Consider the following 17,933-nt stretch of genomic DNA (forward strand, 5'->3'; position numbering starts at 1 on the left):
TGGAGTTAAGTTCCATGAAGTTCAAGAAAAAATCCTCAATTATTGTTTTTAGTGTTGCTACTACCTTAATTAGTACTGCTGTGATTACCAATACTTCTGATGCAGCAGCAAAAGCAGCAGAACTTGTTAAAAACGGAAACTTTGAACTCGATCCGCTTGTAGATCCTAATAATCCCAAGGTTACAAATCCTAATATTACAGACTGGGCTAAATCTGGCGATCCGATGGATGTATCAGGAATTAGAATCAGCAATTTTCCTCAAAGTGGTAATCAGGGCTTATCACTTAGCGGATTTATAGGTCTCAGCCACATATCACAGACGCTTTCTACACTACCTGGTCAGCAATACGAACTTAGTTACTATTTAGCATCTATAGATGAGGCCCCTGACCTTGATAATCAATTTCAGACATTTGTCGGTGGAAATAAGATTTCTGATTTAGAAGATATTTATTTTCAACCATACACGCAATATAAGTTCAATTTTACGGCAGATTCATCATCCACAGAGTTAAAGTTTGGGGATTGGGATAGATATGGATTCTTATACTTGGATAATGTGAGTGTAAAACCTGTGCCTGAGCCATCAACTATCGGAGGAATAGCAGTTACTGCTGGTTTATTGGGAATATGGCTGAAGAAAAAAAAGGCAATTAGTTAGCTAGAAAAAATAATTATTTTTCGTCATTCTCAGATAATGATAACGCGATGGCTACATGATTAAAATAAAAAGCTGCGTCACTGTACAGCCTATTGTAGACATCGCATTACTTTTTTAATAGCTGAACAAAGTTGAATCTGTCAAAATTACAAACCCACAGAAGTAGTATTGCTGACAGAACAGTGAAATGGAATGTAGCAGACGAAAAAAATTATAGATTTACTTTATAAATAGGTGAAAAATCAATTAGATGAAAAGCCAATAACCTATTTTTTAAAATAACATCTTTGTATTTTTATTAAAAAACATATTTAAGACCCTTACTTGAATGATTCATCGATCTTTATATTACTTTTTCATAACTTTATCATCAGATTCTAAGTAAATTACCAACCTAATGCTTGAAGTAAACTTGGTTGGTATTTAATTGGCTACCCAAGTCTATTTAGTATATATAGGCTATAAAGCTGCTAAGTCAATACTTTTAATCTTTGTTTATATAAAAGGATTTTCTTGGTACAAGTGACTTGGGAAAACTACGAACTTATATTTCAATCTTATATTTCAATTGTTAAGCTTTACTTACCAAATTATTTGGTAGCTACCTATTTTGATGGTACAATCTCATCATTCTATCCTTTTTACTCTCTGTTTAAGTAAACCTACTGGAAAATCGTCAATTTCCACCGTCGGAAACGCTTTAGGTAATTCTGGCTTGGTTTTTTGTTTCCAGGTATCGATATATGCGAGTGATGGGATTTCATCTTAGAACTATGATTTTCATGAAAAGAAGAAGACTTATCGCTTGGATTGCAACAGCAGTTACCAGCATGATGCTGGTAATAGGCTCTCAGTTTGTGAATTTCTCGCCAGCCAACTCTGCAACGACACTTAACGTGTATGCGGCTGTCAGCTTAACAAACGCGATGAATGACATCAAAACTCAGTACCAAAATGCTAACCCAGGTGTCACCATTAATTATACATTTGGTGCTTCTGGTACTTTACTTAGTCAAATACAAGCAGGAGCACCAGCAGATATTTTCATTTCTGCTGCCACCGATCAACTAGATGTCTTACAAAATTCAAGCCCAAGCAAAATAGTCGCAGGTAGCCGTAAAAACGTTGTCAAAAACCGTCTAGTTTTGATCGCTCCGACAACACCTCCAGTTAGTGCTGGTAGTGCTGCTCTGACTAGCTTCAATGGTTTGACCAACGCCAACATTACTGGTATTGCTATAGGTGATTACACAGGAACTCCACCAGTTGTACCAGCAGGAAATTATGCCAAACAAGTTCTTACCAGCCGAGGTATTTTCACTACTGTTAGTCCGAAAACATACCTTGCTAGTAATGTGCGTAATGTCTTAACTGCTGTTGAAAATAAAACTCTGGTAGTTAACGGCGTAAGTAAAACTATTGATGCAGGTGCGGTTTACAAAACTGATGCCGCAATTTCTACCAAGGTAAGAGTCGTAGAAACTGCTCTGACAACAGAGAGCGATCCGATTGTCTATCCACTGGGTATACTCACCAGAACTACAGTTTTATCGACAGCACAGAGTTTTTCTACCTACTTAAGTGGTAGTACTGCCCAGAATATTTTCAAGAATACTTATGGGTTTGTCTTGCCTTAATTACCGAAAGTAAATCAATCAAGTACTCGCTGTCGTGAATTTTGAACTATTTGGAGTTATGTCTTGTGAAGTTCACTAAAAAGCTCTCAATTATTTTTTGTAGTTTAACTACTGCTGTTTTCAACACTGCTGTGATTGTCAATACTTATAAGTCAGCAGCACAAGCACAAGTAGTAGAACTGATTACCAATGGGGGATTTGAAAACGATCCTCTTGTAGATCCGAATAATCCCAATGCGACAAATCCTAATATTACAGGATGGATTAAAAATGGTAATTCGGTAGATACATCAGGTACTAGGATTGACAATTTTGCTAACACTGGGAACCAAGGTTTATCGCTTGGTGGATTTTCTGACTTGAGCTACATATCACAGAATGTCCCTACAGTCGTTAATCAATACTACAAACTTACTTTCTATTTAGCATCAACAGAGGAAGCACCTGACCTAAATAATCAATTTCAGGCTTTTATACGTGAAAAGCCGGTTTGTACGAAAAAAAATACTTCTTACCAACCCTACACACAATACACGTTTTATTTTCAAGCCAAAGAAACATCCACCGAGATCAGGTTTGCTTCCAAAGTCCAGTATGCATTTTTATATTTGGATGATGTGAGTGTCAAATCTACAGAGAAACTAGGGCAAAACTCTGTATGTGAGTGACGCTTTTGAGACTTAAAAATAAGCCACAGAGCGCAAGCTAACCATCACTCTTTTAATAATCCCAAGCGATATCTGGCTCTACAGTGTTGAGAATGCCACTTAATTCATCTGATTAAAAAACTCCATCATTGTTTGCTCGAGAGATGAACTATGGTGAATAACTAACTTTTATCAACCTGGATAAAGTGTTGATTTTTCTTGACACTAATTAGAGCTAGAATAGATGTAACTATCAACTTGTTTTAATTGTCGGAATTTGGAAGTGATTATTTGGAGTTAAGTTTCATGAATTTCAATAAAAAACTTTCAATTCTCTTTAATTTTCCCATTACATTAGCTAGGACTACTGTGATTACTGGTACTGGTATTTCAGTAGCGCAAGCACAATATAATTCCAACTATGTTCTAGATACTCAAGACCGTGTTTTTAACGGAGGATTTGAAATCGGACCACTTGTAGATCCTAATAATCCTAACACTACAAATCCCAATATTACAGGATGGAATAAATCTGGCGATCCGATTGATACTTCCGGAATTAAAATTAGCAATTTTCCCCAAAGTGGTAATTTAGGTTTGGCTATTGGTTCATTTGTAAATCCTGCTTACATATCCCAAAGTATAGATACGACTATCGGTAGTAACTATAATCTTAGTTTCTCTTTAGGAACGGATGAAGATGGCAGTCAAGTTGATAATATTTTTGATACATTTATCGATGGAAATAAAGTTTTTGAAAAAATAAATAGTGCAAATATTGCTGGAACTCCCTTCACACAATATGACTTGAATTTTGTGGCAACAGAATCATCTACAAAGTTGAAGTTTGGTGGTAGAGCTAGATATGGTTTTTTATACTTGGATAGTGTGAGTGTAAAACCTATCCCTGAACCATCAGCTATTAGAGGAATAATAGTTACTACTGGATTATTGGGAATACGTCTGAAGAGAAAGAAGGCAATTAGCTAGAAAGAATAGCCCTTTTTTTAACTTTTGGAAAAGAACACATCCCACCTGATTGTACAGAGTGCTACTGAATAACTTCCTTAAAACCCAAGTGGAAACTGTAGCTCTAATGAAAGAGCCGCTAACTCAGCGCGGTCGCCAAATCACTGCAACCATAGTAAATGAATCAGACTACCCTTACGAGTGTTAACCGATGATGCGATTAAGTAGTAACGCCCGCTCTCCAGTTAATTCTAAAATTTGCAGTTGAGATGCGATCGCTTTACGTGTTCTATTTATAATATTATTGCCACTATTTGCAATTATTTTAAGACTCTAAAGCAACTTAGCGAAAGTAGTAAGTAAATTTTAATTAAAAATTATTATTATCTTTTGCTCAAAAATAATTTTTATAAAGTATATCAAAAGATAGATTACAAAGTGCCAATTAAGTAAATCTAACTTTGTTTTTACTATAATTATATCTTGAAAAGACTTATTAATAAAGATTTTTCACACAACGCTAGTCATATTTATAAAATTTAAAAGTTTTGATAGCTTGCTCAGGTGTAACCTTTATGATAATGTCTCCTAATAGCACTAGAGTTAGATGCAAATTAGTCGCAGATAGCTTTTGAGGGTTTATATAACTAGTGTTAAGCATTATTGATAATATATCGCGTCATTAATATCAGACGTGACATTTTTCACTGACTGTGAGAATGAGTATCAATATGCAATTAGTATTTGGATTTTATGTCGGTTTGTTACGGAACATAGATTAAAGGCACTAAATTTTTCCAGTCAAATTAATTTAATCAAACCATTATGTTGAATGTTAGGGTGTATTTGTGGCAATTTGACCAGTCAATACTGAAAAGAAAATTATTTAGATTTTTAGCTTTTATCCTCAGTGCTATTTTAGTTGTCGTTTTGGCAAACAATAGTTTTGCAACTGCGCCCAGAACTACAGAGATATTATGGGATACTTACGGTATACCGCATATATACGGAAAAGATACTCCAAGTGCTTTCCAGGCGTTTGGTTGGGCACAGATGCAGAGTCATGCTAACTTGCTGTTGCACCTCTATGGTCAAGCTAGGGGAAAAGCAGCCGAATACTGGGGAGAAGAGTATTTAGAATCTGATAAATGGGTACTGACGATGGGAGTGCCCAATCGTGCTAGTTCTTGGTATCAGGCACAAAGTCCAGCTTTTCGTAGTTATATAAATGCCTTTACCACTGGGATAAATACGTATGCAAAAGCCCATCCTGATTTAATTGACGAGCAAGTAAAAATAGTATTACCTGTCAAACCAGAAGATGTGTTGGCACATTTGCAAAGAGTGCTGGATTTTACTTTTATTGTCAATCAAGAGCAAGTAGCAAATATTACTCATACTCCATCAAAAGCTGGTTCTAACGGTTGGGCGATCGCACCCAAACATTCTGCCAGTGGAAAAGCGATGTTGTTGGCAAATCCCCACTTGTTATGGTCAGATTTATTTGTCTGGTACGAAGCACAAATTACTGCGCCAGGGATGAATGCTTCTGGAGCAGCTTTAGTGGGAATTCCAGTTTTAGCGATCGCCTTTAACGATCATTTGGGTTGGACTCATACCGTCAATACCCATGATGGTTGGGATGTATACAAGTTGAAATTAGCTGATAATGGTTATCTTTTTGATGGCAAAGTCCGTCCTTTTACAACATCAAAGTTTTTGTTAAAGGTTAAGCAAAAAAATGGCTCGTTAATCGAACAACCATTATTAGTCAAAAGTTCTGTCCACGGTGCAGTCGTTCAAGAAAAAGATGGGTTCGCTGTAGCGCTACGGGTTGTCGGTGCAGATCGTCCCGGTGTGTTGGAACAGTGGTGGGATATGGCGTGTTCCCAAAACTTCAGCCAATTTCAAAAGGTATTGAAACGTTTGCAACTACCGATGTTTACCGTCATGTATGCAGACCAAGCCGGACACATCATGCACTTCTTCAACGGTTTAGTGCCGATTCGTCAACAAGGAGACTTTAAATACTGGGAAGGCTTAATTCCTGGCGACACATCTAAGACTTTGTGGACAAAAATGCACCCATACAAAGATTTACCGCGTGTAATTGACCCGCCTAGCGGTTGGTTGCAAAATACCAACGATCCACCTTGGACAACGACTTTTCCAGCTGTCATCAAAGCAGATGATTACCCTGCTTATATGGCTCCACGAGGAGAAATGTCTTTCCGGTCACAAAGGTCTGCAAAAATGCTGGCTGAAGATCCAAAAATTTCTTTTGAGAAAATGATTGAGTACAAACATTCCACCAAAATGGAACTTGCAGAACGCATCCTCGATGACCTAATTCCTGCTGCTCAAAAATATGGCAATGAATCAGCTCGTCGTGCTGCTGATATTTTGGCTGCTTGGGATCGAAATGCTAATTCTGATAGTCGAGGCGCGGTATTGTTTTCCTTTTGGTGGCAAGAAATGGATCAAAAGCAAACCTTTAGTATTCCTTGGAGTGAGAACTCGCCGCGCACCACACCCGATGGTTTAAAAGACCCACAAAGTGCAGTGAAAGCGCTACAAATAGCGGCAGCAAAAGTCGAAAAAGCTTATGGAAAACTAGATGTTGTTTGGGGTGAAGTCTTTCGAGTGCATAGCGGAAACTTAGATTTACCTGCCAATGGTGGCGATGGGGATGAAGGAATATTCCGCGCCCTTAATTTTGCTCCAGTTAAGGGTGAACGCTTTCAAGCCGTAGCTGGTGATAGTTATGTTGCAGCCATTGAGTTTTCGCAACCAGTAAAAGCAATGGCTCTGATCAGCTATGGTAACGCTACTCAACCCGGTTCACCCCACATTACTGACCAGCTACCACTGTTTACTCGCAAGCAATTGCGTCCTGTTTGGCGAACTCGTACAGAAGTATTAGCAAACTTGGAGGAACGCAAAACTTTTTGACAGCTATGAGTTATGAATTAATAGGCTGTCTGTACAGTTGGAAAATTGTTCTGGCGATCGCACTTACTAGTCTGCCTTTACCAGCGTTGTCAGAAAACAAACAGCTGAATAATTATCAACCACAAATTCTTCAGACAGAAATTAGCGATCGCGATCTAAAAATTATTGAGCAGTTAGTTGCGATCGCCCAACATCAGTCTTCGCAGGTACAGGAGGCAAAAGCTGCTATGGGATGGGGTGCTTTCACCGATGTTTTAAGTGTAGAATTATCACCATCTCAAAGCAAGATCGATTACAACTTGCCTGAAATAGCATCTGAAAGTCAGCGCGGTTTTGCGATCGCAATGACAATTGACCCGATTAAACTTTTGAATATCACTCAGCAACTACCGATCAGAGAAGCTCGCTGGCATGAAGTTAAACAGCAAAAACGGGTAGCCGTTGTACAATACTACCTTACTTACTTACAAGCCCGTCAAGCTGTAAAAATAGCCACTTATCGAATGCAACAGCTTGCCCTTTTACGAGCAAAAACTGAGCGGATTGCTACCGTGAATTCTCCAGGAACTTTAAATCACCTGGCGAATCCTGACTATGTTGCAGCTGCAACGGAGATGCTGAATACAAACGCACGCGATCGCTTGGCATTAGAAGAACTAGCAGCTTGTGTTGGCTTATCTTCACATGCAACAATTACACTGCTTGAAGCCAGTATATTTGAACAATGAGTAGATCGGTTCACTCACTAGCCAGAGGATTGTTGTCATTCCTAACATTTCCCGTTGCGGGTTTAATCGTGGGATTGCTAATTCTTCTGGTTTGTTTAATTTTCAGCGTCTCATTTGGTGCAGCAGATATTCCCCTAAATCAAATACTGACTGCGTTTATTCAGTTTGACGGTAAGAGAGAACATTTAATTATTCAAACTGTTCGCTTACCGCGATCGCTTTTGGCAATATTAGTGGGTGCAGCAATGTCTACTGCTGGTGCAATTATGCAGGGTATAACTCGTAACCCATTAGCCGATCCTGGTATTTTGGGAGTGAATGCAGGTGCAGCTTTTGCTGTAGTCATTAGTATTTTTCTATTAGGCACATCTGCACCAAGTGTTTATATTTGGTATGCGTTTATTGGTGCAGGTGTCACCGTTGTCAGTGTCTATCTTTTTGCTTCTCTGGGACGTAGCGGTATAACTCCCTTAAATTTGACAATTGCGGGTGCAGCTATTAGTAGCTTACTTACTTCACTAACAACGGGAGTTTTAATAGTCAGTCAAAGAACTTTGGAAGAAATTCGCTTTTGGTTGGCTGGTTCTTTGGCGGGTATTGATAAAGGTGTTATTTTACAAGTATTGCCTTACATTTGTATTGGCATGATTTTGGCATTTGCTTTAGCAAGACAAATCACGATTTTAAGCCTGGGAGAAGATATTGCTAAAGGTTTGGGGCAACAAACTTTATGGATAAAAATTGCTGCCGCTATCAGTGTTTTACTCTTAGAAGGTAGTTCTGTTGCTGCTGCTGGTTCAATTGGATTTATTGGTTTAGTTATTCCTCATATAGTTAGGTTTGTAGTTGGGGTAGATTACCGTTGGATTTTACCTTATAGTGCAATTTATGGGGCAATATTGCTATTAGTATCCGATATTTTGGCGCGATTATTAATTCGACCGCAAGAAATACCCGTGGGAATTATGACAGCTTTAGTTGGTGCGCCCTTCTTCGTTTACTTAGCCAAATATCAAGTAAAAAAATGAAGAAAAACTCACTGATTTTTCGTTCTGCAAAACTAGGATTTTCCTTTCGGATTCAAAACCAAGTTCCCAGTATTTTATTTATCTTGATAATTATTACCTTGGCCACAATGGTAATTAACACTTCAGTGGGAGAATATCCAACACCACCGCTAGTAGTAATTCAAACTGCACTGCGGATAGATACAGGAAATCCTGATTATGCTTTTGTAATTAATACTCTACGTTTGCCTAGAATCTTAACCGCTTGTTTGGTAGGAATAGCTTTAGCAATTTCTGGCACAATCATGCAAAGTTTAACTCGAAATTCTTTAGCCGATCCCGGAATAATTGGAATTAATTCAGGTGCAAGCCTTGCATCTGTGAGTGTAATTGTATTATTACCAAGTTTTCCAACAGGAATTTTACCTTTATCAGCTTTTTTGGGTGCGTTAGTTGCATCTTTATTAATTTACTTGTTAGCGTGGGATCGGGGACTTCATCCCGTTCGCTTAATTTTAGTTGGTGTGGGAATTTCCGCTGTAGCCAGTGCTTTGACTAGTTTAATAGTAACATTTGGTGAAATTTACGATGTCAGTCAGGCTTTAGTTTGGTTAGCTGGTAGCGTTTATGGTAGAACATGGAAACAGGTTTTTGCTTTTTTACCTTGGCTAGTTATATTTGTCCCTTTGGCTTTAATCAAAGCACCAGAATTAAATGCTTTAAATTTAGGAGATGATATTGCTAAAGGTTTAGGTACTAAAGTGGTATGGCAGCGCAGTTTATTATTATTAATTAGTGCAGCGCTTTCTGGCGCAGCAGTAGCAACTGCGGGAACAATTGGATTTGTAGGATTAATTGCTCCCCATATTGCCCGTCAATTAGTAGGTGGAAATCATCAAGGTTTGATTCCAGTAGCGGGAATCACAGGAGCAATAATTGTGGTTTTATCTGATTTTATTGGCAGAATTATTTTTGCTCCTATCGAAATTCCCTGTGGAATTGTTACTGCTGTGATTGGTGCTCCATATTTTATTTATTTATTAATCAGGAATCGAAAAATTCTGACTTAATTTAGTATACTTAGTACTAAATAATAAGAGAAAAAATTCTTATTTAGGTGTAGCATTAATAAAAGCGAATAGTGTAATATATCATCTTCGGGTAATTAGTTATGATTCCCATAGTCATTGCACCCTACGCGCCGAATTCTCATAGGATTTCCCCTGTCACCGTCCTGGCTTTCCTGAATCCCCTATCTGCAAAATGTGAGATAAAGCGCTGATAAAGCAGCGTGGGGTTCTATGAGTTTAATTAAGTAATCAAGCAAACATGATATTACATACTTACAAAATCACCAAAATATTCCTTTAAATTTAATTATGTCAATATCATTAATGAGCGAGAATCTACATTACCAAATGTCAGCGAATAATTTGACTTTGGGTTATGATCATATAACTATTATTAAGCATTTAAATTTAGATATACCACCAGGTAAAATAACTGCTTTAGTTGGTGCAAATGGCTCTGGAAAATCCACTTTATTACGGGGTTTAGCAAGATTATTAAAACCTCGTGCTGGCACAATTTATTTAGATACAACAGATATACTTAAGCTATCAACAAAAGATGTTGCTAAAAAATTAGGAATTCTTACTCAAGGGCCCGTTGCACCAGAAGGATTAATCGTTAGAGATTTGGTAGCCTGTGGAAGGTTTCCTTATCAAAGCTGGTTGCAGCAATGGACAAAAGAAGATGAAAGATTAGTAGAACTAGCGTTAGAAATTACTGGAATCAAATACTTAGCAGAACGCGAGTTAGATACTCTTTCTGGTGGGCAGCGACAACGTGCTTGGATTGCAATGGCATTAGCTCAAGATACAGATATTTTATTGTTAGATGAACCAACTACTTTTTTAGATTTAGCGCACCAAATAGAAGTTTTAGATTTATTGTATGATTTAAACCAAAACCAGGGAAGAACGATTGTCATGGTGTTACATGATTTGAATCATGCCTGCCGTTATGCTGATTATTTGGTAGCAGTGAAAGAAGGTCAAATTTTTGCTGTTGGCGAACCTAATTTGGCGATCACTGAGAAGATGGTAAGGGAGGTGTTTGGATTGGAATGTCGGGTTATTCCAGACCCAGTTTCCGGTACACCGATGTGTATACCAGTGGGAAGAAAGGGGAAAAAATAGAAACAAATAAAAACCTTACATGGCACAATACACTTCAGTTAAGTATTTCTTTATTCTCGTCTTGCAGAGTAGAGAATAAGTTTTCTTACTCGCAGCAAGCAAAAAATATCTTGCAGATTCAGTCGTTTAACTCCAGATACTTATTTACGACGACAAAGCTGGCGTGAAGTTTGATGAAGTTGTATGAGTTGTAGTTACGAAGCATCAGAAATCAGGAAACCTGTAAATAAAGTTTTACTCGATAATAAAAACTAATAGATAAACAGCAAATTATAAAACTGCTAATTGGTGATTTTACTTGGCAAAGACTGGTTAAATCTTTAGTCTTTATCTAGATATTTTTTGCTGTATTTGTATATTTTCATGCATATTAAAACCTAAATAAATTCGGATGAAGTGAGGGTGTGTGACAAAAGTAACATATTCTAGCATCAGAGATTTCTGACAAAAATCTGTAAAATCAAAGATTCTAAAAAGGCGATCGCATGACTAACGGCGTAATAATGCAGTATTACCATTGGTACATTTCCAATGATGGTACATTATGGGACAAGCTGGATAAAACAGTTAATGAGCTAGCTGATGCAGGCTTCACTGCCTTATGGCTACCGCCAGCTTATAAAGGCAGTGGTGGAACATGGGATGTTGGATACGCAGTTTACGATTTGTTCGATTTGGGTGAGTTCGATCAAAAAAATACTGTTCGGACAAAATATGGAACACGTGAGCAATACTTAAGGGCGATTAAAACAGCACAGCGTGTAGGTATACAAATATATGCTGATGTGGTTTTCAACCACAAAGATGGTGGGGATGAAATAGAACGCATCTCGGCCCAGGAAATGGATTGGAATGACCGCAACCGTCCAGTCAGCGATTGGTACGAAATTGGAGCTTATACAAAGTTCAATTTTTCTGGTCGTGGAGATAAATACTCCAGTATGAAATGGTATTGGTGGTGCTTTGATTCATTATCATACAATGTAGATACTGAAAGGGCAGACAAACTCTACCGTCTTAAAGATAAACATTTTGAGACAGAAGTTAGCCACGAACACGGCAATTACGATTATTTAATGGCCAACGACCTGGATACAGGTAATGACCTCGTGGGCGGTGAGTTGATGTATTGGGGGCGTTGGTTTGTTGATACCACAGGTGTAGATGGCTTTCGTATTGACGCTGTTAAACATATCTGCTCCACTTTTTTCCGTGATTGGTTAAATCACCTGCGAGTTCATTTTGGTGGGCGGGAACTGTTTAGCGTTGGTGAATACTGGTCTCAAGATATCGATGCCTTACACGGTTATATTACTTCTAGTGATGGGCGTTTGTCGTTATTTGATGTGCCTCTACATTTCAAGTTTCACCAAGCTAGTCGCGAGGGTAGTAGTTTCGATCTGCGATCGATTTTTGATCAAACCCTAGTTAAAGAACAACCTGCCCTAGCTGTTACCTTTGTTGAAAACCATGATACCCAACCTTGTCAATCCCTAGAGTCGCCTGTTGAACCTTGGTTTAAGCCCTTAGCTTATGCACTAATCTTACTGCGCCAATCAGGCTATCCTTGCGTTTTCTATGCAGATTATTACGGGGCACAATATCAAGATAAAGGACGTGATAATACCCTTTACTCTCACCGTTTCTTGATTGACAAGTTCTTGGAGGCGCGTAGAGAATACGGTTTTGGCGACCAGCATGATTACTTTGACCATCCCAATACTATCGGTTGGACGCGCTTGGGTAATAGAGAACATCCGGGTGCAATGGCTGTAGTGCTGACCAATAGCTCACCAGGGAACAAGTGGATGAATATGTTCCGACCCAATCAGGAATTTTATGATGCTACGGGACATATAAACAATATTATTCACACCAATAACGACGGATGGGGAAATTTCCCATGTCCAGGTGGTTCAATATCAGTCTGGCTGCAAAAATAGTTTAATAGGACTTATGCTTAGATTCCGCAAAAGAAGATAATACTTGCAACAAGGAGTATCAAAAAACTGTAGAATCCAACACCGTTCCTGACTGCTGCCACTATGCCATTCGTGAGCGATATCTTGTACTTTGATTTGTGATATTGAAACACTCATACTTCAAAAATTACAGCATTTTGCGATGCCTGTGACGGGCTACGCCTATGCACTTGTGGAATGTGGGATTAAGGGTAAAAAGTTGATAATAGTCCTCCATCATCGGAACAATAGCTTTTTACCCTTTCCCTTGCCCCTTACCGTTCCTGATAAATAACTGATGATGCACTTCCTGCTCCTGCCTTCTTGTATTAGGGCAATGTCGCTTCAGAAATGCTCAAAGTTTTGTTAGCATCAGCTTTAGAGGACTCGTTTGCTGGAACAGATGCAGTTATCTCCCCAGTGGCGCTGTCGTTTATCTCGTTACCAGGACGCAAGGCACTTAAAGCAGTCTTAATCACAACAGCTGTAGGTACTGCCACAATTACACCCAACAGCCCACCAATTCTTGCCCCTGTTAAGACCGAAATTAAAATCCAAACTGGATTTAAACCTGTAAAACTGCCTAAAATTCGAGGGGCAATTAAATTTTCGAGAATTTGCTGTACAATCAATGCTGCGATCAAAACTCTCACACCCATTGAAAAATCTTGCAATGCTACCAATAGTGTAGTCAGGGCGATGCCTACAGAACCGCCAAAGGGAACAAGAGCCATCAGACCAATAGTTAGGCCGAATAGTAACCCAAATGGCACTTTCAGCCACAAAAAGGTAGGAATAAGGGCTGAAGCCATACAGGTAGATAAAATCAACTGGGTGATGAAGAAATTTTGGAAGCTGAGGCGGACTGTTTTGGAAAAAGGATCGCGAAATTTATTAGGTAGCCATTCCACTAAACTTTCCCAGAGTTCACCGCCGTGCTGCAAAAGATAAAAAGTCAAAACTATCGTTAAGAGAATATCTAGCAGGCTAGTAACTGTCAGCACAGCCAGATTTAAAACTTGTCCAGCGATCGCTTGCAATTGTCCTTTGACGCGATCGTTGATTTGCACCACTAAAGCATCAAGGTTAATCGGTAAGCTAAAAGTCTCAGCTTTTTCGTTTAATATCATTAACTGAGAGCGTCCAGAGTCGATTAACTCTGGCAAACGAGCCACCAGTTGTTGAGCTTGGGTAAGAGCCAGGGGGAAAAGTGTCACACCCAATGCCAATAAAATCGATAAAGCCAAGAGAAATACTAAGATAGCGACTTGCTCTCGCTTTGCACCTTGATGCTCCATCCAGCTCACGGGGTAGTTGAGCAGAAATGCTAGCACTGAGGCTGCAACTAGAATGACTATGAGAGAATGGAAATAATTAAAGAAGACCGAAAGTGCCCAACCATTGAGAACTAGCAGCGGAAGGAATAACGCGATCGCCCCGATTCGCGCTATTGGTGTGAATCTTTGCCACCAGTCGAGTAGCTTGCGTGTCTGCATTTTGAGCTGATTGGAATAGAACTAGGTGAAATTTTTCTTTACAGCTTATTATCTCTAACTATATGAGTCTTATTCATCCTTCTAGTTTAGGAGTTAGACTAACCCCAATGAATAATTTTGAACCAAAAGAGAATGGGAAGTGGGGAATGGAGAGTGGGGAGTGGGGAGCAGGGGAGCAGGGGGGACTGGGGGCCCACTCTGGGGATAGGGGGGAGCAGGGGGAGAATAATAATCTCCAGTACCCAATCCCCAGTACCCAATCCCCAGTACCCAATCCCCAATACCCAATCCCCAAAATGCAGTTGCTTTTACATTTAGTTCCGATTGTCGGCTTTTTTCCATCTTTGTGGACGCTGTATCGGGGCCAGGGTAGTCGGGAACAACTTGCTATTAGTCGTCTGTCCATTACTTTGGCACTTACTTGGTTGTTGAGTTATCTATTATTAGCCACCGGAGCAGCAACTTCTTCAAATTTTTTTCCGCTACGTCTATTTATCCTCAATAGCTTTCTCACATCAGGTTACTTTTTAGTAAGTGTTTGGTTGATTTTGCGCCTAATGCAGGGCAAATCTGGTCGTTTACCAGGGTTTAGTAATTTAGCAGAACGAGTGCTTGGTAAGTATTTATCTTAATTTTTTGGGTGAGAATTTATCGGTGTTTTTACTGATTTTTGAAAAATTTATGGCTGATTTATTTATATATCTAGTCAAATCCAGTTTATTATTGCCATACTTCAGTAAAACATCTCCAGGTTGTCCCAAAAAAAGAGTAAATGCTGCTATAAGTGTTGTGGTTGACACTACATTAAAAAAGTTAGCACCGATAATTAAGAGTTAGCTATTATGGGTTGATTTGTTTGGGTGTTTTTAGCCTGCAAATAACTGAATTTGATTAGTGAATAAGTGTGAGGAAGTCTGTGACCATTCAAAGAAGTTCGGCGGAAGAAAACCAGTCAGGAAAAGCCTCAAGGTCTAGTAAAAAAATTTCCCAGAAATCGACATCAGGACGTTGGCTGTGGTTTTGGGTAGGGATGAGTGGTATTGCAATGGTGTCAGCAACTGCGGGGGCGCTTTTGGCGGTATCTTTAACCAGTACGCCTCTGCAACAAGCCCAGCTAACTCCCAAGGATGAGGCGGTCTTTGATAGCGATCGCATTTCTGGAGGTGTGTTGCGATTTTCAGAATTAACTCGCCCGGTGAATCTTTTGGTGATGGGAATGAGCGTACTTCCGCCAGATATCCAAAACCCTCCTGAAGATACCAAAAACCTCAGATACCTGCCGCAAGTAAACTCTTTTGATGGTCTTTCTGATGTAATGCTCTTGGTCAAATTCGATCCAGAGACGAAAAAAATAAATATGCTCTCCATTCCCAGAGATACCCGCACGGAAATAGAGGGTTATGGAGTGAAAAAAATTAATGCTGCCAATGTTGACGGTGGCCCAGCTTTGACTGCCAGAACCGTCAGTAATCTCTTAGGAGGAGCAGGAATTGATCGCTATATCCGAATTAACGTTTTGGGAGTTGCCAAACTGATTGATGCTTTGGGTGGCGTGACTGTCTACGTCCCTAAAGATATGAAATACCAAGATGATTCTCAACATTTGTACATCAATTTGAAGGCGGGTAAGCAGCATCTCAACGGCGATCAGGCGCTACAATTGCTGCGTTTTCGCCATGACGAACTCGGTGATATTGGTCGGATTCAACGGCAGCAAATGGTGATTCGCGCTTTGATGGAGCAAACACTCAACCCAGCTACTGTTACTCAATTACCTAAAGTTCTTGATGTTGTGAAAGAACATATTGATACTAACTTGACGGTTGAAGAATTAGTGGCGCTAATGGGTTTTGGAGTGCGGACAAATCGCTCTAATATGCAAATGTTAATGCTGCCAGGTCGCTTTAGCGAGAAAGGCGAGTTTGATGCTAGCTATTGGTTGCCTAACAAAGATGGTATTGCGAAACTGATGGCTCAACACTTTGGTTTGGAGTCAGAACAGGAACAGTTGGGGACTGCAACTGACCACCGCTCTTTACGTGTAGCAATTCAAGATAGTACAGGTGGCGATCGCTCTAACCTGCAACCGTTAATTAGAGCCTTGGAAAAATCTGGATATCGCAACATCTATGTGGCCAAGCCGTGGGGTGAACCTTTAGACGAAACTCATATTGTCGCCCAACAAGGAGATGGTGACAGTGCTGAATCAATCCGTAACACTTTGGGCTTTGGAGAAGTGCGGGTGGAAAGCACTGGCAATCTTGGCTCGGATATCAGTATTCAAGTGGGTCAGGATTGGTTACAACAAAAATCTATTTTGGAGGAATCGCTGAGTAAATAATTCGTAATTCGTAATTCGTAATTAATTAGGAATTATGTTGACACCTACCAAATAAGAAAATTCATACTTGTAACTAAACTGTTGACACTGGCATAAATGCTGCTGATACTGAATTTACTACCTGGCTCAGTTCTTGGAGTTTAGCTGCTACTACACCATTGGTTAATAATTCTTCTGCTTTCGCTAAACCCTCTGCCATATCTGAACAAATACCACTGCGCCATAGATAAAATCCGCCATTCCACAAGGCTGTTTGCATCAATTCACCTGGTTTACCTGCCAAAACCTCTTGAATATCTGCCACCAGTTCTTCAGTAGTTCCAAGGGGTACGTTCTTGGTAGTAAAGCCGTAATCACGCGGTACGAGGTGCAATCGTTCTACCTCTTGGGATGCTACAGATGAAGATAAGCTGATGATTGCAGTGCGATCGCGCGGTAAGTCGCAACTCCCTTCCAATCCTTTAACTAAAGTAAATTTTGTTACTCCCCGCAGTCTGAGAGCGATCTGAAACATTCCTTCTGTTGGCGGATGGACAAACCCAGCAATTACGTTAGCATCCGCAGCATAAGGACACCAAATTAGCTCCATTGTCGCCAAGGGCGGACGTTTACCAAGTTGGTCACGGTACTCCCAAATACTTGTAGTTAAGGGAAAATGCTGAGGTAGATAAATAAAGCCGATTCCCGTTTGCTCAAACACTTGTTGGGTTTTTGCTAATGGTAAGGTAGTCCAATCAACTCCTAAACCCTGCCAAATATCTATTAGAGGTAAGCCGTACTTCGTTGGTAGGCGATCGCCACCATGCATTACTACTGGTTGTCCCACTGTAGCGAGTAGTAAAGCGATGACGGGACTAATTGGTGCTGTGCGTGTTCTACCATCATAAGGAATGCCAAGAGCGATCGCTGGTCGCTCAGAGCCTATTGGTTGCAGTTTTGGCCCCAATTCCTCATAAGCATCCAACATTCCGGCTAACTCTTCGCCGGTGGGACGCTTGATTCGATGAGCAATCAAAAAGGCTCCAATTTGAGCTGGTGTCGCTTCACCTAGCAGCATCATTTTAGTAGCAGTGGCTGCTTGGGCGCGAGTTAAATTCTCGGCTGTGTGGTTTCCACTGCCTACTTTTTGCAGAAATTCCCGAAATACATTGCTCATTTTTCCTTTGTCCTCTGTCCACCGTCATTTGTCCATTGTGCTTTGTCTATCGTGACAACCGAAAATGGCTAATTACGGAATTTTAGATTTAAGAAGGTAAAAATGAGTCGTAAACAGCAGGTTTACTAAATTATTTAGTTTAGAATGTCTACCTTTAACAAAGGGCTTAAGCTTGT

The 17,933-nt window shown here is 39.7% G+C and carries 14 protein-coding genes; 12 read left to right on the plus strand and 2 right to left on the minus strand.

Annotation, left to right across the window (positions count from 1 at the left end):
* The first annotated feature begins 14 nt into the window (after positions 1-14).
* From V7K79_RS12020 to V7K79_RS12065, 10 genes are all read left to right on the plus strand, one after another.
* Positions 15-662, plus strand: coding sequence for a DUF642 domain-containing protein (locus tag V7K79_RS12020; protein ID WP_335047864.1), 648 nt, complete (start codon positions 15-17; stop codon positions 660-662).
* A 782-nt stretch (positions 663-1,444) separates the two neighbouring features.
* Positions 1,445-2,299 carry a molybdate ABC transporter substrate-binding protein gene (modA, locus tag V7K79_RS12025; protein WP_335047866.1) on the plus strand — a complete coding sequence of 285 codons (855 nt, stop codon included), beginning with the start codon at positions 1,445-1,447 and terminating at the stop codon, positions 2,297-2,299.
* A 65-nt stretch (positions 2,300-2,364) separates the two neighbouring features.
* Positions 2,365-2,967 carry a DUF642 domain-containing protein gene (locus tag V7K79_RS12030; protein ID WP_335047868.1) on the plus strand — a complete coding sequence of 201 codons (603 nt, stop codon included), beginning with the start codon at positions 2,365-2,367 and terminating at the stop codon, positions 2,965-2,967.
* Between the two features lie 285 nt (positions 2,968-3,252).
* Positions 3,253-3,936, plus strand: a complete 684-nt coding sequence (locus V7K79_RS12035; protein ID WP_335047870.1) for a hypothetical protein — start codon at positions 3,253-3,255, stop codon at positions 3,934-3,936.
* Between the two features lie 804 nt (positions 3,937-4,740).
* The gene (locus tag V7K79_RS12040) at positions 4,741-6,867 is read left to right on the plus strand and encodes an acylase (RefSeq protein ID WP_335047872.1); all 2,127 of its coding nucleotides are present in this window, start codon (positions 4,741-4,743) and stop codon (positions 6,865-6,867) included.
* A 5-nt stretch (positions 6,868-6,872) separates the two neighbouring features.
* Complete coding sequence (locus tag V7K79_RS12045) at positions 6,873-7,595, plus strand: hypothetical protein (RefSeq protein ID WP_335047873.1); 723 nt, start codon at positions 6,873-6,875, stop codon at positions 7,593-7,595.
* Positions 7,592-8,623: a FecCD family ABC transporter permease gene (locus V7K79_RS12050; protein ID WP_335047875.1), complete on the plus strand. Its 1,032-nt coding sequence runs from the start codon at positions 7,592-7,594 to the stop codon at positions 8,621-8,623. Before V7K79_RS12045 ends, V7K79_RS12050 begins: the two co-directional genes overlap by 4 nt.
* Complete coding sequence (locus V7K79_RS12055) at positions 8,620-9,672, plus strand: FecCD family ABC transporter permease (RefSeq protein WP_335047877.1); 1,053 nt, start codon at positions 8,620-8,622, stop codon at positions 9,670-9,672. The genes V7K79_RS12050 and V7K79_RS12055 overlap by 4 nt, the downstream gene beginning before the upstream one ends.
* A 309-nt stretch (positions 9,673-9,981) precedes the next feature.
* A complete protein-coding gene (locus V7K79_RS12060) occupies positions 9,982-10,803 on the plus strand; it encodes an ABC transporter ATP-binding protein (protein ID WP_335047879.1) in 822 nt (273 codons plus the stop codon).
* Positions 10,804-11,288: 485 nt separating this feature from the next.
* A complete protein-coding gene (locus V7K79_RS12065) occupies positions 11,289-12,746 on the plus strand; it encodes an alpha-amylase (RefSeq protein WP_335047881.1) in 1,458 nt (485 codons plus the stop codon).
* Between the two features lie 347 nt (positions 12,747-13,093).
* Here V7K79_RS12065 and V7K79_RS12070 read toward each other — a convergent pair whose 3' ends face one another.
* Positions 13,094-14,260: an AI-2E family transporter gene (locus V7K79_RS12070; RefSeq protein WP_335047883.1), complete on the minus strand. Its 1,167-nt coding sequence runs from the start codon at positions 14,258-14,260 to the stop codon at positions 13,094-13,096.
* A gap of 296 nt (positions 14,261-14,556) precedes the next feature.
* On the opposite strand from V7K79_RS12070, the gene V7K79_RS12075 reads away from it, so the two are divergent.
* Positions 14,557-14,892, plus strand: coding sequence for a hypothetical protein (locus V7K79_RS12075; protein ID WP_335048120.1), 336 nt, complete (start codon positions 14,557-14,559; stop codon positions 14,890-14,892).
* A 284-nt stretch (positions 14,893-15,176) separates the two neighbouring features.
* Positions 15,177-16,601: an LCP family protein gene (locus tag V7K79_RS12080; protein WP_335047885.1), complete on the plus strand. Its 1,425-nt coding sequence runs from the start codon at positions 15,177-15,179 to the stop codon at positions 16,599-16,601.
* Between the two features lie 73 nt (positions 16,602-16,674).
* On the opposite strand, the gene V7K79_RS12085 is transcribed toward V7K79_RS12080, so the two are convergent.
* The gene (locus V7K79_RS12085) at positions 16,675-17,757 is read right to left on the minus strand and encodes an anthranilate phosphoribosyltransferase family protein (RefSeq protein ID WP_335047887.1); all 1,083 of its coding nucleotides are present in this window, start codon (positions 17,755-17,757) and stop codon (positions 16,675-16,677) included.
* Positions 17,758-17,933: the final 176 nt, after the last annotated feature.

This window comes from Nostoc sp. (genome assembly GCF_036917575.1).
In the GTDB taxonomy this organism is placed as follows: domain Bacteria; phylum Cyanobacteriota; class Cyanobacteriia; order Cyanobacteriales; family Nostocaceae; genus Nostoc.